This window comes from Tumebacillus avium (assembly GCF_002162355.1).
Taxonomy (GTDB): domain Bacteria; phylum Bacillota; class Bacilli; order Tumebacillales; family Tumebacillaceae; genus Tumebacillus_A; species Tumebacillus_A avium.
Map to the genome: position 1 here is coordinate 1585001 of NZ_CP021434.1, position 23430 is coordinate 1608430.

Consider the following 23430-nt stretch of genomic DNA (forward strand, 5'->3'; position numbering starts at 1 on the left):
CCGCAAACAGCGCCGACCGCGAATAGGCCCGCTCCAGATACGCCCGCTCCGTCAGCTCCGGCCAAGCGCCGTGCTGCTGCCGCGTCTTTTCCTGCAGCAGCTGCCGGCACAGCTCCGCAAACGACTGCACCACGCCCGGCGGCAGGTCGGCGCACAGCGACAAGGCCTCCGTCTGCAGAAAACTCCCTGCCAGCAGCTTCCCGCGCGCCGCCATTCCGTCCTCCGCCGTCTCCTGTCCCTTGATCGCCAGCATCAACAGCTCCATGGAGACCGAAGCGAGCAGCGCCTCCTCTTCCCGCGCCTGACCCGCATCGGCCGTCAGCATCACAAGCAGCGCGTACAGCCCGCACTTCGGATCGGACAGCAACTCCTGGGCCATGCTCTGCGGCACGCCCGCCACACGGCCAAGCGCCGTCTGCAGTTCCTCCTGAATCACCAAGAGGCGCGAGGCAAACGGATCGTGCAGGTTGATACACATCGCCATGAAGAGAAGCCTCCTTTGCGACAGTATTTGCAAACTTAATGCGGATGATGAGGCGTGTAAAAAATCGTCCGCTCTCGGCACAGCTGATCGAGGATCAGATTCGGAAACTTCCGCATCGACACATTTAGAAAATCATTGATCACAAACGTATCGTGCGACGAAAAGGTCAGGATCATCTCGCCCCACCGCTCCGTCTCATAACGGCAGAGCATGCCGAGCACAAACATGATCATGTAGTGCACCGTCAGCTCCGGCAGCAACAGATCTTCCCCGTGCGGAAAGCGCAGATGCGGCCGTCCGGAGAAATCATACAAGATCAGCGGATGCCCCGCGTCTTCGCCTTCCACCGCCACGGCGAACATCCCGGCTTCCTCCCCGTCCTCAGGATAGAAAAAGCGGGTCTCTTCCCCGCTGTACCGGTTGAGGATGTCGACCAGCTCATCGCGCGTCTTGTCACACCCTGCGACGAACGTCCGCTGCAGCTTCCACCGTGCGCGCCGCTCCTCTTCCCGCAGGATATCCAAGGTGCCCACCTTCGCCTGGCCGTACAGCCGCTGATAGGTCGGGATCAGCTCCGGAATCACCGCCAGCAGTTCCTTCATCGCGAACCGCTGCTGATTTTCCAAAGGCGGTCCGCCCAGCGTCTTGTGCAGCACGTGAAAAATGCCGTCCTTCTGCACCCGCACCTCATCGTCGGCGAATGCGTACTCCTCGCGCTTCAGCTTGCGGGTGGACAGCCCGTGCTTGAGGACGCTGGTCGTCGACGGGTAGTCCGGGTCGTGCGAGGTGATCAGCGCCTTTGAAAGCGCCATCATTCCGTAATAGAGCAAAAGAGGCTTTGTCAAAATGTCGCACGCTTCTGCCGCCCGGTAGTATTCTCTCGCCTGCTTGATGGAGAAGATAAACTTCGGGGTGGCCTGGTACACGTGCTTCTGGACATTTTCAAAGCCGGATTCCGTATAGCGATTTCGCAAAAATTCACTTGTTGTCTGTTCGTTCTCAAAATACACGAACGTATCCCATAGCTTGCGGTAAGGCTGTTCCGTCGGAATGCGGACCGTGGCCTGCATCGAATTCACAGACCTCCTCTCTCCAAGGGATAAGATTAGTAAACACGGCTTGACTGCGAAATAGGCTCTTGCTAAACTAGCCATAATATCCACGGTCAAGGGAAAAACTATACAAAAAGTTGGGGGTAGAACACGGAATGTGGGAAGACAAATTTGGCAAGGAAGGCCTCACGTTTGACGATGTACTGCTGATTCCTGCGAAGTCGGAAGTGCTGCCGCGCGATGTGTCCGTGGCAAGCCGCATCACACAAAAGGTCAGAGTGAACACGCCGATCGTCTCGGCCGGCATGGACACCGTCACCGAGTCGAAAATGGCGATTGCGATGGCCCGCGAAGGCGGCCTCGGCATCATTCACAAAAACATGCCGATTGAAAAGCAAGCCGAAGAAGTCGACCGCGTCAAACGCTCCGAATCGGGCGTCATCACCAACCCGATCTTCCTCTCTCCGGACCACCATGTCTATCACGCAGAAGAGATGATGGCGAAATATCGCATCTCCGGCGTGCCGGTCACCGATACGGACGGCAAGCTGGTTGGCATCATCACCAACCGCGACCTGCGCTTCGAGACCAATTTCAACCGCAAGATCTCCGAGGTCATGACGAGTGAAAATCTGGTCACCGCTCCTGTCGGCACCACGCTGCAAGAAGCGCAAGGCCTTCTGCAAAAGCACAAAGTGGAAAAACTCCCTCTGGTCGACGAACACAATCACCTCAAAGGCTTGATCACGATCAAAGACATCGAGAAAGCGATCAAGTTCCCGAACGCTGCGAAGGACGAAAAAGGCCGCCTCGTTGTTGGCGCTGCTGTCGGCGTAACCAAGGACACCTTTGAGCGTGTGGAAGCGCTGGTCACGGCCGGCGTCGATCTGATCGTCGTCGATACCGCACACGGCCACTCCCTTGGCGTCATCAACACCGTACGTGAAATTCGCGCACACTATCCGGAGCTGCAGATCGTCGCCGGCAACGTGGCGACGGGCGAAGCGACCCGCGATCTGATTGAGGCAGGCGCATCGGCCGTCAAAGTCGGCATTGGGCCGGGCTCGATCTGCACCACCCGCGTCGTGGCAGGCATCGGCGTGCCGCAGATCACCGCGATCTACGACTGCGCATCGGTGGCGCGCGAATACAACATCCCGATCATCGCCGACGGCGGGATCAAATACTCGGGCGACATCGTCAAGGCACTGGCTGCCGGCGCTGACGTCGTCATGGTCGGCTCGCTCCTCGCCGGCACGGAAGAATCACCGGGCGAAATGGAGATCCACCAAGGCCGTTACTTCAAAGTCTATCGCGGCATGGGCTCGATGGGCGCGATGAAAGAAGGCTCCGGCGACCGCTACTTCCAGGAAGACGCGAAGAAGCTCGTTCCGGAAGGTATCGAAGGCCGTGTGCCGTACCGCGGCGCTTTGGCTGACATCATCTATCAGATGGTCGGCGGCATCCGCGCAGGCATGGGTTACTGCGGCGTAGCGACGATCGACGCGCTGAAGAGCGACACCCGCTTCATCCGCATCACCGGGGCCGGCCTCAAAGAAAGCCACCCGCATGACGTGCAAATCACCAAAGAAGCACCAAACTACAGCCTTTCTTAATGAAAACTTTTGTCTATCGAGTGAAACCGGAGTCTTTCAGACTCCGGTTTCTTTTTTTCTGTGTTATAATCAAATTTGCATGTTTATGATCAAAAAATAGGGAAAACGAAAATAGAAGAAGAAGGGACGAGGAACGCAACATGAAAAAATCGGGTTTCTGGAAAAAAAGTGCCTCGGGTGCCCTGATCGCAGCAATGCTGCTGGCATCCTCGCTGCCGGCTGCCCAGCCGGTTGCACCGCTCTCCTTCGTATCGATCGCACACGCGGAAGGCGAAGTGAAACAAGCGGCCAAACTTGAGATCCAATCCCCGGTCGGCCTCTTGATGGACGCGAAGACCGGTCAGATCCTCTGGGAAAAAGAGATGCATGCCAAGCGCTTCCCGGCATCGGTCACCAAGATCATGACGATGATGCTCGCTTACGAAGCGGTGGCAAAAGGTGAAAAGCAGCTCACCGACATCGTGCCGATCTCCGAAAACGCCTACCTCGTCGAAGGCTCCAGTGTCTGGCTTGACCCGAACGAGAAGTTCACCTTGCAGGAGATGCTCGAATTTATCGCCATCCAGTCTGGCAACGATGCCTGCGTGGCGACCGCCGAGTTTATCGCCGGCAGCGAAGATGCGTTTGTCGCCCGCATGAACAAAAAAGCGCAGGAACTGGGCATGAAAGACACGCATTTTGCCGACACCAACGGCTTGCACCACCCGGAACACTACACGTCCGCGCATGACATCGCAATCATGGCGCGCGAACTGATCACCAAGTACCCGCAGGTGCTCGATGTGACCAAGATGCAGAGCAAGACGATCCGCGACGGCAAGTTCAAGCTCGAGAACACCAACCACGTGCTTGGCACGTATGACGGCCTCGACGGTCTGAAGACCGGCTTCACCGATGAAGCGGGCTACTGCCTGGTCGGCACTGCTGAGCGGGGTGGCTTCCGTCTGATCTCGATCGAACTTGGTGCGCCTAACGATGCGGTGCGCGTATCCGACTCGGTGAAGATTCTCGACCACGGCTTCAACAACTACAAGTCTGAGCCGGTGATCAAAAAAGGCGAGGCGGTAGCCGAACTGGCGCCGATCACCTCCGGCAAAGAAAAAGAGATCGGCACGGTTGCCGCCGGCGATCTCAATGTGGCTGTGCTCAAAGACGGCGGCGCATTCACCAAAAAAGTGGTGTACAATGAAGTCACCGCGCCGGTGAAGAAAGATGCGGTTTTGGGACAGCTGCAAGTGGTGCAGAATGAAAAGGTCATCGCAAGCGTCGACCTGCTCGCTGCGCAAGATGTAGAAGAAGGATCTTGGATTCGCCTGATGTTCCGCGGAATCGGCAATTTCTTTGGCGGCTTGTTCGGAGCGATCGGCGATTTCTTCGGCGGTTTATTTTAAATCTGACAAGTGAGGGATCGTCATGTATAACGTTCCGTCTTGGTACCTGATCACGTCGCTGATCTTGTTTATCATCCTGATTCCCGGGGGCTTCTTTATGTTCCGCGCATTCCTGCGCCGCATGGCTCCCGAGAAGCCAGATCAAAACCAGGGGTAATTCCCCTGGTTTTTTGCGTTTCCTTGTCACTCTCTCTTCACTCATGTAAAATGGGACTTAGTTGTGTTTTATTTAAATCGTACTAAGCGGCACAGGAGGAACTTCCAAATGATCGAAACTGGTACCACTCGCGTAAAACGCGGTATGGCAGAAATGCAAAAGGGCGGCGTCATCATGGACGTTGTCAATGCAGAGCAGGCGAAAATTGCTGAAGAAGCGGGCGCAGTAGCAGTTATGGCGCTGGAGCGCGTTCCGGCTGACATTCGTGCAGCGGGCGGCGTAGCTCGTATGGCAGATCCGACCATCATGGAAGATGTCATGAACGCGGTCTCGATCCCGGTTATGGCGAAAGCTCGTATCGGCCACTTTGTAGAAGCGAAGATTCTGGAAGCGATGGGCGTTGACTACATCGACGAATCTGAAGTGCTGACTCCGGCTGACGATAGATTCCATATCAACAAGCGCGACTTCACCGTTCCGTTTGTCTGCGGCTGCCGTGACCTTGGCGAAGCGCTCCGCCGCATCGCAGAAGGCGCATCCATGCTCCGCACGAAAGGCGAACCGGGCACTGGCAACATCGTAGAAGCTGTTAAGCACATGCGTATGGTGCAAGCTCAAATCCGCAAAGTCGCTGCGATGGCAGACGACGAGATCGTAGCAGAAGCGAAAAACATCGGCGCTCCGGTTGAACTGCTCCTGCAGATCAAAAAAGACGGCAAGCTGCCGGTTGTAAACTTCGCAGCAGGCGGCGTCGCAACTCCGGCTGACGCAGCTCTGATGATGCACCTCGGCGCTGACGGCGTATTCGTAGGCTCCGGCATCTTCAAGTCGGACAACCCGGCGAAATTCGCAAAAGCGATCGTAGAAGCAACCACGCACTACACCGACTACAAACTGCTCGCAGAACTGTCCAAAGACCTCGGCGTCGCGATGAAGGGCATCGAACTGTCCACCCTGCGCGAAAACGAGCGTATGGCAGAGCGCGGCTGGTAAGCAAAAGCGTATGAAAATCGGCGTATTGGCGTTGCAAGGTGCCGTTGCTGAGCATATCAAAAGCTTGCAGCAGGCCGGTGCTGACGAAGTGGTTGCGGTCAAATGGCCGCAAGACCTCGAAGGCCTCGACGGTCTGGTGCTGCCGGGCGGCGAGAGCACGACGATCGGCAAGCTGATGAACAAATACGAGCTGATGGAGCCGGTTCGCGAGATGGCGAAGCGCGGCGTGCCGATGTTTGGCACCTGTGCCGGTCTCATCCTGCTCTCGAACCGCATCAACGGCCAGGACTGGGCGCACATCGGCGCGTTAAACGCGCTGGTCGACCGCAACTCGTTTGGCCGCCAAGTGGATTCTTTTGAAGCGGACCTGAATGTGCGAGGGCTGGAAGGGGAGGAGCCGTACCCGGCTGTCTTCATCCGTGCGCCGCACATCATGGAGGTAGGCGACAACGTCGACGTGCTCTGCACGTACAACGACCGCATCGTCACCGCGCGCCAAGGCAACCTGCTCGGCGCGTCGTTCCACCCGGAACTGACCGACGATGTCCGTCTGCACAAGTATTTCCTCGGCATGGTGCAAGAGGCGAAAGCAACCGTATAACCCAGCATCAAAAAGAGAGGAGCGTCATTTCGACGCTCCTCTTTTCGTATAGTTAACCATCCTGCGTTTGGAAACGGAGGCTGGGATGATGAACTTATACGAATTCAGCGTGGGGCTGATCAAACAACACCAACAGGAAAACGGCTCGTTTCCGGCGTCGCCCGCCTTTTCCACCTACCAGTACTGCTGGCTGCGCGACGGCACGTTTACCGCCTATGCGCTCGATGTGGCGGGCGAGGGGGAAGCGGCAGCCAACTACTACCGCTGGGTTGACAAGACGATCATCCGCCACCTGCACAAGTTTTACACGTTGCTGGCGAGACGAGAGCGCGGGTGGCCGCTGCACTCGGATCTCTTTTGGCACTGCCGGTTTACGATCGACGGGCAGGAAGGCTCCGAGCCGTGGGGCAATTCTCAGCTGGACGGCTATGGCACCTATCTCTGGGGAGCGGCGGAGCATCTGCAGCGCCGGGAAGATAGGGACGTGTTCCTCGCCGAGATCAAAGAGAGCCTGGAGATGACGGTGGCGTACCTGCTGGAATTTTGGCAAGAGCCGAACTTCGACTGCTGGGAGGAACATGGCGACCGGGTGCATCCCAGCACGCTGGCGGCTGTGTACGGCGGGCTGCAGGCGATCTCCGGTGTCTTGCCCAACCCCGATCCGCGGATCGAAAGGACTTGTGCGGAGATTCGCGCGTATGTGGAGCTTCATGGCGTGGCGAACGGGCGGTTTATCAAGTCGGTGGAGAACCCTGCGGTCGACGCCAATCTGCTCTGGCTGACCGTGCCGTTTGGCATGTTTGCGCAGGGTGATGCGCGGATGGTACGGACGGTGCAAGCGATCGAAGCGGAGCTCTGCACAGGCGGCGTGCACCGCTACCGGGACGATGTGTTCTACGGAGGCGGCGCGTGGCCGCTCCTGACGGCGTGGCTGGGCTGGTACTATCTGCAGGCGGGACATAGAGCGCGGGCCGAAGAGCTGCTGCACTGGGTGGAAGCGCAGGCGGATGAGCAGGGCTGTCTGCCTGAACAGGTGCCGGAAGGGCTGTTTTTCCCTGAGGAGCGTAAACGGTGGGTCGAGACGTGGGGAGAACCGGCGCAACCGCTGTTGTGGTCGCATGCGATGTATGTGGTTTTGAAGAATGGGTTTATGATAGACTAGGAAAAGCTTACAAATCTGCTCCTGACCATTGCGGCGGAAGACGGCTCGGTGCTGATTCCGTATATGGGCGGCGTGAAAAAGATCGAGAAGAAACCCCTGTAAATCAGGGGTTTTTTATTTTTTTCAGAAGGTACACCCACAAACTCGCAGACTATTCTCGTAGTTATAAGCGACAAAGACAACGCATGATTGAAAGGATGAACTCTTACTATGAAAAAATCGAAAGCTCTGCTTACTTCTTCCGTACTGATCGCATCTCTGGTGCTCTCGCCGATGGCTGCATTCGCAAGCGGCGACGCAAACACCACAACGACGACGACCAGCACCACCACAACTGACACCACTTCGACCGACACCACGACGTCCACCGAAACCGAAGTGACCGAAGAGCAAGTTGGCCTCACCCCGGACAACTTCTTCTACTTCTTCAAGCAACTGATCCGTGACGTCAACCTGATGTTCACGTTCGACGATACGAAAGAAGCGGAACTGCTTCTGAAATACGCAAACGAGAAAGCGGCTGAGCTGAAAGTTCTGGCTGAGCAAGGCAACACCGAATACGACGCTGAGCAAATGAAAGAGATCGAAGAACTGCTCCTCGAAGCATCTGCCCTGATCGGCGGCGAAGAAGACGGCACGACCACTGAAGACGGCACGACCACCGAAGACGGCACGACCACCGAAGATGGCACGACCACCGAAGACGGCACGACCACCGAAGACGGCACGACCACCGAAGACGGCACGACCACCGAAGATGGCACGACCACCGAAGACGGCACCACCACCGAAGACGGCACCACCACCGAAGATGGCACCACCGCACCGACCGAAGAGCAGCAACCGGCTGAAGAAGCACAATATGGCCCGCACCATGCGCTGGAAGTGCTGAAAGCCCTGCTCGACAAGTTGCCGGAACAAGGCCGCAAAGGTGTAGAAAACGCGATCAAGCACATCGAGAAGAACATCGAGAAGCAAGAGAAGAAAAAAGCGAAACACAAGAAACACCAGGAAGAGCAAGCGCCGACCACCGAAACTCCGGCACCGGCTGAAACCACTCCGGAGCAAGACGGCACCACCGAACCGCCTCCGACCACCGAGCCGGCAACTGAAACCGAAACCACGACCGATGGCACTGTAACCACCGAACCGGTCGTCATCCCGGCTCCGGTGCAAGCGAAAGAAGAAGTCCTCGTTCCGCAAGCAAAAACGACCGTAGAACCGAAGAAAGAGCAATCGAACAACGGCAACCACTACGGCCAGCAAAAGCAAAAAGAGCAGCCGAAAAAAGAAGACCACAAGTCTTCCCAAAACAAAGGCAACAACGACAGCAACAAAGGCAAGTCCGAAGAAAAAGGCAACGGCAAGAACTAAGCCCAAGCCGATCCTATAGAAAAGACGGTCATCGCAGCAGATGACCGTCTTTTTTACTGCTCATATGCACGATACAAAAAAGCACCGGAGGGGCTCCGGTGCTTCGCTATTGCTATTTGCTTATACCCGTACGGTCTGGCGAACTTGGCCGATGCGCTGTGCCACTTTTTCCAGCACATGATGGATCGAGTCCTTGTCCTTCAGCACGTCGTATTCGTTGATGTTCAAACGAATCACCGGGCAGGCGGTGAAGTTGTTGATCCACTCTTCATAACGCCCGTACATCTCTTCCCAGTAGGCGATGTCGGTGTTCTGCTCCATCGGACGGCCGCGCTCCTTGATGCGGGACAGCACATCATCAAACGTGCCTTCCAGGTAGATCAGCACATCCGGGTGCGGGAAGTACGGCGTCATCACCATCGCTTCGAACAGCGAAGTGTATGTCGAGTAGTCGGTCTGGCTCATCTTGCCCTGATCAAACAGCATCTTTGCAAAAATGCCGGTGTCCTCATAGACCGAACGGTCCTGCACAAAGCCGCCGCCATATTCAAAGATGCGCTTTTGCTCCTTGAAACGCTCAGCGAGGAAATACACCTGCAGATGGAAGCTCCACTTCTCAAAGTCCGCGTAAAACTTGTCCAAATACGGGTTGGTATCCACTTTCTCCAGCGACGTGCGGAACCCGAGCGAGTCGGCCAGCGCCATCGTGATTGTCGATTTGCCAACGCCAACCGTACCGCCGATCGTGATGACCGCGTCGCGGGGGATGCCGTATTTTTCGCAAAGGGAATGATTAAGCATGTTCGAGTTGCTCCTTGTTCATAGTTTCTTCAATCATACGGAACACGTATTCCATATCTTCCGGACGCTCCACAAAATCCAACTCGTCCCCGTCCAATTGCAAAATTGGCACATCAGGGTGCAGGAGGCGGTAACGCTCCAAGAACAATTCATAGTCATCGCGCAAGTTGCGAATGTAGTCAGGATCGATGTTATTTTCGATGACGCGCCCACGCTTGGCGATGCGCTTCATGATCGTCTCCACGCTGGCATTCAGGTGGATGATCAGCGTCGCCTTGGGCATGTCACAGGTGAGGATGTCGTAGATCTTTAAATATTTGTCCAGCTCCGCCTTGTGCAGCGTGCGCTGTGCAAAGATCGTATTTTTAAAGATATTGTAGTCCGAGACGACCGATTGCCCTTGTTTTAAGTAGAAGTTCGAGATATCAGTCAATTGTTTAAAGCGGTTGCAGAGAAAAAACATCTCGGTCTGGAAACTCCATTCCTCGATGTTGTCATAAAAGCGGCCGAGGAAAGGATTTTCCTCTACAATCTCTTGAAGGAGATGGTAACCGTACCGCTGGTTGACGGCCCTGGCAAGCGAAGTCTTGCCAATTCCGATCGGCCCTTCAACCGTGATGAATTGGGGTAAAGGCATCGAAGTCCCTCCTGCAAACGTGATCAGAGTGCAATTGTAACACATTTCATAGACACATAGAATGGCTTGGCAGAAAATGAAAAGTCGTCAAACTCATTCGCGGCATCCTGCAAAAATGTGTATAATAGTCAAGGTAGATTGTACGGCAGAGAGGAAGGTTTACGCATGAGTCCAAGTACACTTTTTGTGATCAACATCATCGTGTTTATCATTTGCATCCTGCTTCAATATAAGGCATTCCACCGCAAAGCGTTCAATCGCGGCCTGTTTATCCAGATCTCGATGTTCGTCGTCACCGGCCTCATCTACATCGCGCCGAGCGCGCCGCGCTGGTTTGTCTGGCTGCTCTTTATCGTGATTTGGGCCTTTACGCTGCTCATCACGTCTTCTTCGATCCGCCACCTGATTCACAACGGCAAGAAGAAGTAGTTGTATGGAAAAGAGCAGCGGAAGATGCCCGCCGCTCTTTTCTTGTTTTTGGGACTTGCAAGAAGCGATGTTTTCGGATATGATAAATACTGTTCTTCACGGAGAAGTGGCCGAGTCGGTCGAAGGCGCTCCCCTGCTAAGGGAGTATACTGGAAACAGTATCGAGAGTTCGAATCTCTTCTTCTCCTCCATTTTGTGCCCATAGCTCAGCTGGATAGAGCGTTTGACTACGAATCAAAAGGCCGGGAGTTCGAATCTCTCTGGGCACGCCACTTTTACAAAACACAGACCTCACCTTCTGCTTCTTGCTCAGGTGAGGTTTTTTGCAACCTGCTCCCCTGGAGGTGTCCGCCGTGCACGAGTCGTACATGCGTGAAGCGATGAAAGAAGCAGAGCTTGCCGCCCAGTACGGCGAAGTGCCGATCGGCGCGGTCATCGTTCGCGACGGCGAGATCATCGCCCGCGGCCACAACATGAGGGAGATCTGGAAAGACCCGACCGCCCATGCCGAGCTGATCGCGATTCGCGAAGCTGCCCGGGTGTTAGGGGGCTGGAGATTGACAGATTGCACGCTTTATGTTACCTTAGAACCATGTCCGATGTGTGCTGGCTCGATCATTTTATCCCGTGTGGATCATGTGGTGATCGGTGCGATGGACGCCAAGGGCGGCGCCGTTGGCTCGGTGACGAACATCGTCGAGACAGACCTGTTCAACCATCGACCAGAGGTTACCACTGGCGTTTTGGCTGAAGAATGCGGTATAATGTTGAAGGAGTTCTTCCGTGGACTTCGCAACAAGCGCAAGTGATCTGAATAATTTCGTTACGGAGAGATGTCTGAGTGGTCGAAAGAGCTCGCCTCGAAAGCGAGTGTGCCTTTGCGGGTACCGTGGGTTCGAATCCCACTCTCTCCGCCATTTTTATGTTTGCAACCAAGTTTGTCGTGCTAGACGGGGAGGTAGCGGTGCCCTGTAACCCGCAATCCGCTATAGCGGGGTTGATGTCTGGCCGAGGGTCTTCGTTTGTGGAACGGTCGGTCGTAAGTGGTGTTGAGGATCGGGTCCTGCGCGACCAAGCCTCCTGAACCGTGTCAGGTCCGGAAGGAAGCAGCACTAAGGGAATCGCTTGTGTGTGCCGCAGGGGTGCCTGGTCTGAGCTAACTGCTGCCGACTCTTCATCGGCGGGATTCGAAGCCAGATGCACGGCTATAATTTTAATAGAAGTTCTCTCAAAAAGACTCGTGCTTTCGCACGGGTCTTTTTCTTTTTTGTTACAAATGCCGCTTCGACAGAAAGAGACAACGTTCATCAAAGGAACTTCCTGCTTCCAAGGAGAAGTTTCCTGTAATGACAGGGGGGACTTGGGAGATGAAACAAACCTCCGAATTGGACGAAAGAAACGCAGGGCTGAAAGCGCCAGATTTTCGTGTGGAAGGGCTCAATGTCGAGTCGTACCATGACGGCGTGCTTGTGCTTGATTTTGCGATGAATGTGCTGTCTGTGAACAAGGCGGCTGCCGATTTCCTGCCCGGCGACTGGTCGGGCGAGTTTCCGAAGCAGCTGGGGGAAGTATTCCCGGAGATGACCGAGGAGTATGATTGGCTGTCGCGTCTGGTGCGGGAGCGCTGCTGTTTCCGCAACCATATCATCAACTTGTCGCGGGACGGCAAAATGCGCACGCTGTTGACCGACAGCTCGTTTTTGCGGGGACCTGACGGGGAGCAGGAAGCGATCTGCCTGTTTTTGAAAGACATCGGCAACATCGTGTCGCTGGAGCAGAAGATCCAGCACAACGAGATCCTCGCCACCGTCGGGAAAATTGCGGCCGGGGTCGCGCATGAGATTCGCAATCCGCTGACTTCGATCAAAGGATTTCTGCAGATCATGCGCCATGAGCTGGACAAACAGGGGATGCAAAAAGAGTTTAGCTACACCGATGTGATGTTAAGCGAGATCGACCGGGTCAATGAACTGGTCGGCGAACTGCTTTTGCTGTCCAAGCCGAGGGAGCTGCGCATGGAACAGTTGGAGATGGAAGAGCTGATCATGGCGATGGCGCCGCTGATCTCGTCGGAGTCGATTTTGAACAACATCGAGTTCCACCTCAGCCTGAAGTCGGTGCCGAAGGTGTATGCCGACCCGGAGATGCTGAAGCAGGTCTTCCTCAACCTCGTGAAAAATGCGATCGAGTCGATGAACGAAACGGAAGGCGGCAAGATGGTCATCGCGACCGATTACATGCCTGCCGAGCGGATGGTGCGGATCGATGTGCAGGATTCGGGGCCGGGGATTCCGCATTATTTGGTGGATCGGATCTTCGATGCGTTTTTTACGACGAAAGAGACGGGAACAGGCCTTGGCCTGCCGATCTGCCAGCGTTTGGTCAACGACTTGGGCGGGCGGATCAAGGTCAAAACGAAAGGCTACGGCACGACGTTTTCCGTGTTTTTGCCGGCGATGGCGGAGTAGATTTTGGGACGGTCGATACATCGAAAAAAGGGGCTCTTCACGCGAAGAGCCTCTTTTGCGTTCGTCCAAAAACTGTGATACTCTTAAAGTTGAACATCTATGTGTTTTACTAGGGAGGGGTTCGCTTACTATGGCTTATATTGCGTTATATCGGGAGTGGCGGCCCCAACTTTTTCGAGATATTGTCGGGCAGGAACACGTGACGCGAACGCTGCAAAATGCGATTCGGCAGCACCGCTTTGCCCACGCCTACCTGTTTAACGGTCCGCGCGGGACGGGGAAGACGTCGGCGGCGAAAGTTTTGGCCAAAGCGATCAACTGTGAGCTGGGGCCGGCTGAAGAGCCGTGCAACGAATGCCACGCCTGCCTTGGCATCACCAAAGGCACGATCATGGACGTGATGGAGATCGACGCCGCGAGTAACCGCGGGGTGGATGAGATTCGCGACCTGCGTGACAAGGTGAAATTTGCGCCGACCGAAGTGCGTTATAAAGTCTATATCGTCGACGAGGTGCACATGCTGACGACGGAGGCGTTCAACGCGCTGCTCAAGACGTTGGAAGAGCCGCCGCATCACGTGATGTTTATCCTTGCGACCACCGAGCCGCACAAACTGCCGGCGACGATCATCTCGCGCTGCCAGCGTTTCGATTTCCGCCGCATCTTGGGGCGCCAGATCGTCGACCACCTGCGCCACGTCGCCGAGCAGAAGGCGGTGGAAGTAGAAGAGGAGGCGTTTTGGCTGGTCGCGCGCGCCGCTGAGGGCGGGATGCGCGACGCCTTGTCCATCTTTGATCAGATGATCTCCTTTGGCGACGACAAAGTGCGCGCCAGTGACATCATCGCGATGGTTGGCGCGATCGGCACCGACGTTTTGGCCCGCCTCGCAGAAGGCGTGGCGGAGCATGATGCGCCTAAGGCGCTGGGCATCATCGGGGAGCTGATGGACAAGGGCAAGGATGTCGGGCAGTTGCTGAATGACATCGTGATCTATTTCCGCGACCTTTTGATGTTCAAGACGGTGCCGCATCTGGAAGAAGTGCGCGACCGTGCCAACTACGACCGTGATTTTGTCGACGTGGCCGGGAAGTTTGAAACAACGCTTTTGATCCAGCTGATCGAGCAGATGACACAGGTGCAAAACGAGCTGAAGTGGCAGTCGCAAGGGCGATTGCTGCTCGAAATGCTGATGGTGCGCCTGTGCCAGATGCAGTCGGTTGATCCGGAATCGCTGTTGAAGCGCATTCAGGAGTTGGAGCAGAAGATCGCGAACGGCCTGCCTGCCGCGCCGATGGGACAGCCGATGGGCGGCCACATGCAGCAGATGCAGCCGCCGCCTGTGCAGTCTGCACCGCCGATGCAGCAACAGGCACCGCAACAGCAAATGCAGCCGCCGATGCAGCAACAGCCGCCGCGCCCGGCACCGGCTGCCATGCCGCCGCAGCAGGCAGCGCCCGCACCGACCGCAGCTGCTCCGGCGCCTGCACCTGCGCCGCAGGGAGGCATCCTGTCCGGCGGTTTGGATAAGGTTGTGACACATCCAAGCCCCGAAGCGCTCGCCCACGTGCGCCAGTTCTGGCCGCGTGTGCTCGACGATGTCAAAGCGCGCAAGATCACCGCACAGGCCTGGCTGCTCGCCGGCAATCCGGTCGCAGTCGACAACGGGTATATCGTGGTGGCGTTTAAGAGCCCGATCCACAAGGAGACGGTGATGAAGCCGATCCACCGCGAGATCATCGAGCCCGTCTTTACCCAATTGATGAACGGAACGCCCCACCAGCTGTTTGCCGTGATGGAGACGGAGTGGGACAAGTTCCAGGCCCATTTCCAGGCGAACGCTCCAGCCGAAACGCAGGAGCCGGCAGCCGCTCAGGAAGAAGCGAAGGACGAACTGGTCGAGAAAGCCCAGGCGCTTTTTGATTCTGAGCATCTTGAAGTGGTCGAATAACATAATCTGTTATGAGGTGACATGAGATGAAAAACATGCAACAGCTGATGAAGCAAGCGAAGAAAATGCAAGACGACATGATGAAAGCACAAGAAGAACTCGGCAACAAAACGGTCGAAGGCTCCGCTGGCGGCGGCGTTGTGACCGCTGTTGTCACCGGCCACAAACTGGTGCAGGCGATCAACATCAAGCCGGAAGCGGTCGATCCGGAAGATGTGGAAATGCTGCAGGACCTGGTGCTGGCTGCCGTCAACGATGCGATGAAGAAAGTGGACGAAATGACCGCTGCATCGATGGGCAAATACACCAAAGGCATGAACATGCCGGGCCTGTTCTAAGCTGACCCATGCTGTATTATCCGGAACCGATCTCCAACCTGATCGACGGGTTCTCCCGGCTGCCGGGCATCGGGCCGAAGACGGCCCAGCGCCTCGCGTTTCATGTGCTCGGGATGAAGGAAGATGACGTGATGGATCTGGCTAAGGCGCTGGTCAATGCCAAGCGCCACCTGCATTACTGCTCGGTCTGCCAGAACATCACCGACATCGACCCGTGCCGGATCTGCTCCGACCAGAGCCGCCGCCGCGAAGTGATCTGTGTCGTGCAAGACCCGAAAGACGTGGTGGCGATGGAAAGAACCCGCGAATTCGGCGGACTGTACCATGTGCTGCACGGGGCGATTTCGCCGATCGAAGGGGTTGGCCCCGATCAGATCCGCATCGCCGAACTGCTGCGCCGTCTGCAAGACCCGGAAGTGGAGTGCGACGAGATCATCATGGCGACTAACCCGAACATCGAAGGGGAAGCGACCGCGATGTACCTCTCCCGCCTGCTCAAGCCGGTCGGCATCAAAGTAACCCGCATCGCCCACGGCCTGCCCGTCGGCGGCGACCTCGAATATGCGGACGAAGTGACGTTGTCCAAAGCATTGGAAGGCCGACGCGAGTTGTAAGAATTTATTTAAATGAAATGAAAAAGAGCCAACTTCTGTGTGTGAATGCAGAGTTGGCTCTTTTTTTAATTTGGCTAATTTTCTAGTAGGACTTTGTCACCCCATGACGAAAAAGATAGTAGGCATTATTACCTATCTATACCTAATCATGGGAGGGACAAAAGGAATGGGTAAACGACTCAAACGGCAGGTCTTGTCGGTCTTTTTGATCGTGACGCTTGTCGTGACATCCCTGCTCCAGGGCTTTGCCACACCGGCCAGCGCTGCGGCAACGGGAGGCGAGTGGGACCCGCTGCTCGATTGGCTGCCGGAAAACGGCCAGACTTTCGACCCGGCCGGAGAGATCATGAGCTCCGCTGTCAGCGGACAAAACCACACCACCGGCGGCACGGGCAACACGCCGATCGTCGATGTGGCAGATCCTGCGCCGGTGACGCCGCAGGAGCCGGTCAACATCGCCACCGGGGCGTTGGTGCTGACCGAAAAAGATTTTTCCTATACGTCGTATGGGCCGGTGCTGGAAATCGCCCGCTCGTACACCAGTGACAAGACGGACAACGAGACGATGTTTGGCCACGGCTGGTCGATTCCGCAGGAGCGCCGGCTGCAGATCTTCGCTGATTTTGCGATGGCCGACTTGCAAGCGAACGGCACGACCGAATCGTACGTCTACACGAAAAACGATCCCGACATGATCGTCGAGACGTATGACGGCGACGACACGATCTGGTATCCGCTGCACCTCGGCAGCTATGCGGCGCAAGACGCCTCCAACAAAAAGGAGCTGGTCCGCCGCGGTCCGACCGACTATCTGCTCCGCGAACCGCTGGGCGGCACGAACTACGCATTCCACGGCTACTACGCCAAGTGGCGCACCGACGCGCCGAAGACGGCAGGCAAACTGCTGCGCTATGCGGACAATGTGACCGGTCTGACCATGTTCATCGACTACGATGCAGAAGGCCGGATGAAGAAACTGCAAGGCAACACCCGTCCGTCCCTGGCGTTTGGCTACCAGGGCGCTTCGTCCCTCGTCTACAGCGTCACAGACCTCGGCGGATTGGTTTACTATTATGGCTATGACTCCAATGAAAACTTAACGAAAGTCACCCGTCCGGACGGCTCGAAGGTGGAATACACCTACGATGGCAGCCACCGCATCACCTCGCGTGCGGAAAACGGCGTGGCGACCTATTTCGAATACAGCGGCGGCAAAGTCTCCGCGATCAAAGATGCGAAAAAACGCACGATCTATTCCTACGCCTATGCAGGCAACCAAGTGACCCGCACCGATTTTGACGGACATCGCACTCTCTACACGATCGGCGCGAACAAGAAAATCGCGCAAAAAGTCGATCCGGACGGCACGACCACGTCCTACGCATACAACGCGGACGGCAAAGTCACAACGCTTACGACACCCAAAGGCACCACAACGATGGAATACGATGCGAAAGGCAACATGACCCGCCGCGTCGAGCCGATGGGCCGCGAAACGCGCATCCAATACCATGCGGTGTTCGACAAGCCGACCCGCGTCGAACAGCCGGGCGGCGGAGTTTGGGAATACACCTACACCGACCGCGGCGCTGTGCAGTCGGTCAAAGAGCCGAGCGGCAAAGTCACGACCAACGAAGTGTCGTGGTTCTGGCAGGTTGTCTTGTCCCGCACAGACAACGCCTCCCGTGTAAGCACATTTGACTACAACGACTATGCCGAACTGTCCGACATGACCGACCCCAAAGGGCAGGTCACCACTTTCCTGTACGACAATTCCAACCGTCTGAAGGAAGTGAACTACCCGGGCGGCAAAAGCTTAACCATGGAGTATCAAGGCGGCAACCTCAAGCCTTCCGTCACCACCGGCCCGATGGGGCTGAAGACGCGGGCCGAGTATGACAAAGGCCGTCTGGTCCGTGAGTACGATGAGCAAAACAACGCTACCGAGTATGAATACAACGACTTGGGTCAACTGGCGAGAAAAATCGAACCGGGTGACCGCACCACCTCGTACACCTACACGCCGCTGGGGCAGCTGGCTTCGGCCACCTATCCGGGCGGACGCACCGTCACTTACAAATGGGATGAAAACGGCCGCCTGGAAAGCAAATCCGGCACCGGCGTCATCGCCACCACTTATGAGTACGACATCTACGGCAACGTTGCCGCGCTCACCACGCCCAAAGGCACCACGCGCTACGAGCGTGACGCGCTGGGCCGCGTGACCAAAGAGATCAACCCGCTGCAGCAGGAGACGAAATACGCCTACAACGCGGCTGGTCTCGTGGAGACGGTCACCGATGCCAAGAACCAAAGTGTTTCCTTCACTTATGACGCCGACGGCCAGGTGCTGACCAAGAAAGACCAGGCCGGCCGCACCGAGACCTACACCTACGACGATCTCGGCAACCCGCTGACCGTCACCGATGCCGAAGGGCGAGTGACCAGCTACAAATACAACGTCATCGGGCAACTGGAGTCGGTCACCGATCCGCTGAACCGCACCACGACATACACGTATGATGTGACGGGGAACAAGACCTCCGAGACATTTGGCGGCTTAACCACCCGTTACGAATACGACGAAGCCGGCCGGATGAAAAAGCAGATCAACCAAGCCGGCGGCGAGACCGAGTATGCGTATGACAAAAAAGGGCAGCTGCTCTCGACCAAAGACCCGCGCGGGAAAACGACGACCTACACGTACAACCCGTCCGGGCAGATGCTCACGCAAAAAGATCCGCTGGGCAACGTCTACACCTTTACCTATGACGATGCCGGACGTCTCTCCGGCGTGGAAGATCCGAAAGGGCACAAGGTCACCTACAACTACGACCTGACCGCCCGCACCACCGAAGTGGTCAAAGACGAAAACCTGAAAGTGCGCTACCAATACGATGCAGTGGGCAATCTGGTGTCGTTCACCAACTCGCGCAATCATGAGACGCGCTATGAATATGACGCAGCCAATCGCCTGACCAAAACGGTCACGCCGGACGGCGAGATCGCGTTTGCTTATGACGCACTTGGCCAGCTCACCACAGAAACCGACCTCCTGAAACACACCACGCGCTACACGTATGATGCGCTGGGCCGCGTTTTGACGGTGACCGACAAAGAGAACGGCGTCACCACTTACACGTATGATCCGCAAGGCCGCTTTACCGAAGTTCGCTTGCCCAACGGCGCGACCGAACGCACCGAGTACAATTTGGTCGGGCAAGTTATGCTGCAGAAAGACGCGGGCAACGGCGAGACGAAATTTGAGTATGACACGCTGGGCCGTCTGACCAAAAAGACCAACCCGCGCGGCCATTTTGCCCAGTACCAGTACGATGCGCTGGGCCGTCTGACCGAAGTGACCGATCCGAAGGGCTACAAGACGGCGCTGACGTATGACAAGAACGGCAACCTGCTCACCCGCACCAACGAGCTGGAGCAGACGTGGAGCTACGTCTATGACGATGCCAACCGTCTGACCGCGGTGAAAAATCCGCTCAACCAGCAGACGACATACGAATACGACAAAAACAGCAACCTCACCCGCATCGTCGACGTGATGAACCGCGAGACGAAGCTGGCGTATGACAAGCTGAACCGCCTGACCGCAACGACCGACACGGGCGGTTTTACCACCAGCTACGAGTACGATGGGGAAAACAACCTGCTGCGCGAGATCGACCATGACGGGGTGGCCAAAGAGTACACCTACGATGCGTCCAACCGCGAAGTGGCAGTGAAAGACCGCGAAGGCAAGGTCACCACCACCTCCTATGACGCCATGGGCAACGTGACAGGCATGGTCGATGCCAACGGCGTGGCAACGTCCTACGCGTATGATGCACTGGGTCGCCTGACCACCGTCACCGATGCGAAAAAAGGCGTCACCGCCTACCGCTACGACGCGATGGGCAACCAGACCGAGCAGATCGACCCGCTCGGCCAGACCACCGTCTGGACGTATGATGCGATGTCGAACGTCACGTCTGAAAAAGACGGCGAAAACGGCATCACCCGTTTTGAGTATGACAAAATGGGCAATCAGACCGCCCGCATCGACGCGCTCGGCAAGCGTACCGAGTATGTGTACGATGAGCGCCAACTTTTGACTCAGATTCAAAACCAGAGCAAGACCCCGTCCGTCTTCGAATACGACGAGATCGGCCGCCTGACCCGCGCGAAAAACGGCGCGCTGGAAGAAGTTTACGCGTATGACCAGCTCAACCGCATCACCGCAGTCACCAACCCGCAACTGAGCAAAACGGTTGCCTACGAGTACGACGCAGTTGGCAATCGCACGAAGCTCACCGACCCGGAAGGCCGCGTCATCGCTTACACCTACGATTCGCGCAGCCAGATCCAGTCGATGACCGACCCGGAAGGCCTGGTCACCTCGTACACGTACGACCCGTACGGCCAAGTGACGGAGATCAAAGGCGGCGACCAGACGGTCACCTCCTACACCTACGACCACAACCGCCGTCCGACCAAGATCCACACGAAGACGACGACCGGCGTGCTGTCGACGTTTAACTACACCTACGACGGTCTCGGCAACATCCTGACCCAGACCGAAGAAGACGGCGCGGTGACCCAGTTCACCTATGACGAGCTGAACCGCGTGGTCGAAGCGCTCTACCCGATCGAAAAAATCAAAACCATTCGCAACACCTACTACACCCCGCCGCTGAGCAAGCTCTTCCCGGTCGGCGCAGACGGTTCCGGCGATGTCGACACCGCAGCTCCGACCGTCCCGCAAGCAGCCAAAGGCGGCAACAACGCTGGCGAAGTCAAAACCCCCGGCGGCGGCAAACCTGACACTGGCACCAACAACGGCAACGGTGGCGGAAACGGCAATTCCGGCGGCAAACCCGACACGCCGGGCAATGGCAACGGAAAAGGCAATGGTAACGGCGGCGACAAAAATCCGAACAGCAACGGCAACGGCCATGCGTACGGCAAAAACAAGCGCACCGGCACCGACATCAGCGATTACTCGCCGCAGATCCTTCAGGAGCTGGGCTATCCGGCCAACTACGTCCCGGAAGACCCGGACTTCTTCCTGAACCCGGTCGAGCGCGTCACCTACACCTACGACGCAGCAGGCAACCGCACCAGCATGACCGACGACTACGGCCTTGTCACCTACAGCTATGACAAAGCCAACCGCCTGACCGACGTCGACGGTGACAGCTACACCTACGACGCCAACGGCAACCTGACTTCGAAAATGACCGCGTACGGCCAGGTCAGCTACAAATACAACGCGGACAACCTGCTCACCGAAGTCAACTACCCGGATCAGACGTACGTCCACTACGACTACGATGCATTCGGCCGCAAAGTGTCCCGCGAAGAGCAGTACTACGACCTGAACGGCCCCGGCGCCTCGATGGGCCAAGGCGGAACGGGCACGGCTGCCGGCGGAGCTGGCAACAACGGCAACGCCTACGGACATGACAAAAATCCCAACCCGGGCAACGGCAAAGGCAACGCCAACGGCCGCGGCAACGGAAATGGGAACAACGGCAACAGCAACGGAAGTGGCAGCACTACCACCGCAGGCACAGGCGGTGTGATCAAAAACTACCACCTGAAGCAAGAGCTGACCAATTACCTCTACGACGGTAACAACCTGCTCAGCGAGTACAACGGTGCGACCGGCGAGACATTTGCCCAGTACTACCGTGGTGCGGATGACCAAGTCGTCTCCCGCATGATGTTTGGCTTCCAAGGCCGCAAAGAGCAAGGTTACCTCGGTAACCTGCGCGACCGCGGACACCACCTGTTCTACCACTATGACGGCATGGGCAATGTCACCGACCTGACCGACTACCTCGGCAGCGAAGTGCTGAAGTACCGCTACGATGCGTTCGGCGGCGTATTCACCCAGCTTTGGACGCCATATAACCAAGTCGGTCTGACCGGCAAAAGCTACGACATCAAAGCCAGCCTGATGGACTACAGCGCCCGCTGGTACAGCCCGTCTGTCGGACGTTTCACGACGCAAGACAGCTGGACGGGTCTCGGCGACCTCCCGCAGACGCTGAACCGTTATGCGTACGCCCTGAACAACCCGATCAACATCACCGACCCGAGCGGCCATGCGCCGTGCTACGAAGACGACAACGGCGACCTCCGCTGCGGCTACTCCCCCAACCCCGACGACTGGGGCAACCGCGGAGGCGGCGGTGGTACAGGCAGCAACGACGACGGCTGGTATCCGCCACCACCCCTGCCGGACAACCCGGACGAAGTAGAGCCGCCGCCACTTCCGGCTTGGATGAACAAAGACGGTCGTATCGCGTCTCTGCTCGAGAAGGCAGGTATATCACCTCAACAGATGTCGATCATTCTCCAACTGCTATCTGCAGGTGTAGATTCGATCCCAGTCTTAGGCAACATCAAGTCTGCCATCGAAGCGATCACTGGTTACGACATCATCACCGGTGAAAAGCTCGGCTTCTGGGAACGCGCCGCCTCCGGCGTCACTGCTCTCATCCCAGGCGGAGGAGCCTTAAAGAACGCGCTCTCAGCCGGAATGAAGTCAGCCAAAGCCCTCGACAAAGCGGTGAGTCTGGAGAGGAAACTAGACGACGTCCCCATAGGCTGCGGCAACTGCTTCACCGCCGGTACCCTGATCGAGACGGAGAACGGCCAAAAGCCGATCGAGGAAATCGACGTCGGCGACAAAGTCCTATCAAAAGACGACGCCACCGGAGCCGTCACCTACAAAGAAGTCAACGGCACCTTCCAAAGAGATGCCGAAGAGATATATACTATCCAAGTAGGCACAGAAACGCTGACCACCACCGGCGAGCACCCCTTCTACGTCCACAACCACGGCTGGGTGCGCACCAAGAACCTCAAGGTCGGTGACCAGCTCGATACGGCTTCGGGTATGACGCTTGAAGTAAAGGACATTCAGGTGAAGCAAGTGACCACCCGTGTCTATAACTTCAGTGTTACGGACTATCATTCGTATTTTGTGACGGATATAAAGATCTGGACGCATAATACAGGAGTTTGCCCAATTGGTCAGGAGATTTTATTACTACCAGAGCCTACAAAAGTTGCAGACCATCATATTATTCCAAAGTTTAGAGGAAAGAGTAAGCCATATGCTGATTTCATTGCAGAAAGAGGTATCGATGTAGATCAGTACACAGTAACTCTTTCACATGGTAAAGCGAGTCACCATCTGAAATTTATCCATGGTGACGCAAAATGGAATCAGAAGTGGATGGACTTTATTGATGGAAATCCAAATGCAGGGGCAGAGGATATCTATAAATTTGCTGGGAAGATGATGGATGATCATGGGCTCTCAGGAATTACAATACATCCTTATGGGAAGAGGTAAAT

Annotated in this window: 18 protein-coding genes, 3 tRNA genes and 1 other RNA gene (1 of these 22 running past the window's edge); 18 read left to right on the forward strand and 4 right to left on the reverse strand. The window is 56.5% G+C overall.

All coding sequences use genetic code 11. The annotated features are described in order from the left end of the window. Positions 1–484 carry the 5' portion of a polyprenyl synthetase family protein gene (locus CBW65_RS07245; RefSeq protein ID WP_087456301.1) on the reverse strand. It extends 326 nt beyond the left edge of the window, so only the first 484 of its 810 coding nucleotides appear in the window; its start codon is at positions 482–484; the stop codon falls past the left edge of the window. Between the two features lie 35 nt (positions 485–519). Continuing rightward, positions 520–1554 (reverse strand): YaaC family protein, encoded by a 1035-nt coding sequence (locus CBW65_RS07250; protein ID WP_157721824.1) that lies wholly within the window; start codon positions 1552–1554, stop codon positions 520–522. A gap of 137 nt (positions 1555–1691) precedes the next feature. On the opposite strand from CBW65_RS07250, the gene guaB reads away from it, so the two are divergent. The 7 genes from guaB (at position 1692) to CBW65_RS24555 (ending at position 8830) form a co-directional block, all read left to right on the forward strand. Next, entirely contained in the window at positions 1692–3152 is a 1461-nt protein-coding gene (gene guaB / locus CBW65_RS07255; RefSeq protein WP_087456303.1) for an IMP dehydrogenase, read from the forward strand. A gap of 140 nt (positions 3153–3292) precedes the next feature. After that, positions 3293–4543, forward strand: coding sequence for a D-alanyl-D-alanine carboxypeptidase family protein (locus CBW65_RS07260; RefSeq protein WP_087456304.1), 1251 nt, complete (start codon positions 3293–3295; stop codon positions 4541–4543). A 22-nt stretch (positions 4544–4565) separates the two neighbouring features. After that, positions 4566–4700, forward strand: coding sequence for a DUF2621 domain-containing protein (locus CBW65_RS24790; protein ID WP_232463460.1), 135 nt, complete (start codon positions 4566–4568; stop codon positions 4698–4700). Positions 4701–4808: 108 nt separating this feature from the next. Further along, positions 4809–5693: a pyridoxal 5'-phosphate synthase lyase subunit PdxS gene (pdxS, locus tag CBW65_RS07265; RefSeq protein ID WP_087456305.1), complete on the forward strand. Its 885-nt coding sequence runs from the start codon at positions 4809–4811 to the stop codon at positions 5691–5693. A 10-nt stretch (positions 5694–5703) separates the two neighbouring features. After that, complete coding sequence (gene pdxT / locus CBW65_RS07270) at positions 5704–6294, forward strand: pyridoxal 5'-phosphate synthase glutaminase subunit PdxT (protein WP_087456306.1); 591 nt, start codon at positions 5704–5706, stop codon at positions 6292–6294. Positions 6295–6382: 88 nt separating this feature from the next. After that, positions 6383–7456, forward strand: a complete 1074-nt coding sequence (locus tag CBW65_RS07275; protein ID WP_087456307.1) for a glycoside hydrolase family 15 protein — start codon at positions 6383–6385, stop codon at positions 7454–7456. Positions 7457–7666: 210 nt separating this feature from the next. Continuing rightward, complete coding sequence (locus CBW65_RS24555; RefSeq protein WP_198299778.1) at positions 7667–8830, forward strand: DUF5667 domain-containing protein; 1164 nt, start codon at positions 7667–7669, stop codon at positions 8828–8830. Between the two features lie 120 nt (positions 8831–8950). Here the strand turns inward: CBW65_RS24555 and CBW65_RS07285 are convergent, their stop codons facing one another. Continuing rightward, positions 8951–9631, reverse strand: coding sequence for a deoxynucleoside kinase (locus CBW65_RS07285; protein WP_087456308.1), 681 nt, complete (start codon positions 9629–9631; stop codon positions 8951–8953). Further along, positions 9624–10268, reverse strand: coding sequence for a deoxynucleoside kinase (locus CBW65_RS07290; RefSeq protein WP_087456309.1), 645 nt, complete (start codon positions 10266–10268; stop codon positions 9624–9626). Before CBW65_RS07290 ends, CBW65_RS07285 begins: the two co-directional genes overlap by 8 nt. A 165-nt stretch (positions 10269–10433) precedes the next feature. Between CBW65_RS07290 and CBW65_RS07295 the strand changes: the two genes are divergently transcribed. The 11 genes from CBW65_RS07295 (at position 10434) to CBW65_RS24135 (ending at position 23428) form a co-directional block, all read left to right on the forward strand. Next, a complete protein-coding gene (locus CBW65_RS07295) occupies positions 10434–10697 on the forward strand; it encodes a hypothetical protein (protein WP_087456310.1) in 264 nt (87 codons plus the stop codon). A gap of 100 nt (positions 10698–10797) precedes the next feature. Next, a tRNA-Ser gene (locus CBW65_RS07300) sits at positions 10798–10888 on the forward strand. A gap of 4 nt (positions 10889–10892) precedes the next feature. Beyond that, positions 10893–10969, forward strand: a tRNA-Arg gene (locus CBW65_RS07305). A gap of 72 nt (positions 10970–11041) precedes the next feature. Next, a complete protein-coding gene (gene tadA / locus CBW65_RS07310) occupies positions 11042–11506 on the forward strand; it encodes a tRNA adenosine(34) deaminase TadA (protein ID WP_332457838.1) in 465 nt (154 codons plus the stop codon). A gap of 18 nt (positions 11507–11524) precedes the next feature. After that, positions 11525–11614, forward strand: a tRNA-Ser gene (locus CBW65_RS07315). A gap of 24 nt (positions 11615–11638) precedes the next feature. Further along, positions 11639–11902, forward strand: an RNA gene (gene ffs / locus CBW65_RS07320) — signal recognition particle sRNA large type. Between the two features lie 162 nt (positions 11903–12064). Next, a complete protein-coding gene (locus CBW65_RS07325; RefSeq protein WP_198299779.1) occupies positions 12065–13165 on the forward strand; it encodes a two-component system sensor histidine kinase NtrB in 1101 nt (366 codons plus the stop codon). Between the two features lie 130 nt (positions 13166–13295). Continuing rightward, positions 13296–15113, forward strand: coding sequence for a DNA polymerase III subunit gamma/tau (gene dnaX / locus CBW65_RS07330; protein WP_087456312.1), 1818 nt, complete (start codon positions 13296–13298; stop codon positions 15111–15113). 26 nt (positions 15114–15139) lie between these two features. Next, entirely contained in the window at positions 15140–15451 is a 312-nt protein-coding gene (locus tag CBW65_RS07335; RefSeq protein WP_087456313.1) for a YbaB/EbfC family nucleoid-associated protein, read from the forward strand. 11 nt (positions 15452–15462) lie between these two features. Then, positions 15463–16065, forward strand: a complete 603-nt coding sequence (gene recR, locus CBW65_RS07340; protein ID WP_087459153.1) for a recombination mediator RecR — start codon at positions 15463–15465, stop codon at positions 16063–16065. A 166-nt stretch (positions 16066–16231) separates the two neighbouring features. Then, complete coding sequence (locus CBW65_RS24135) at positions 16232–23428, forward strand: polymorphic toxin-type HINT domain-containing protein (protein WP_198299780.1); 7197 nt, start codon at positions 16232–16234, stop codon at positions 23426–23428. The last annotated feature ends 2 nt before the right edge of the window (positions 23429–23430 follow it).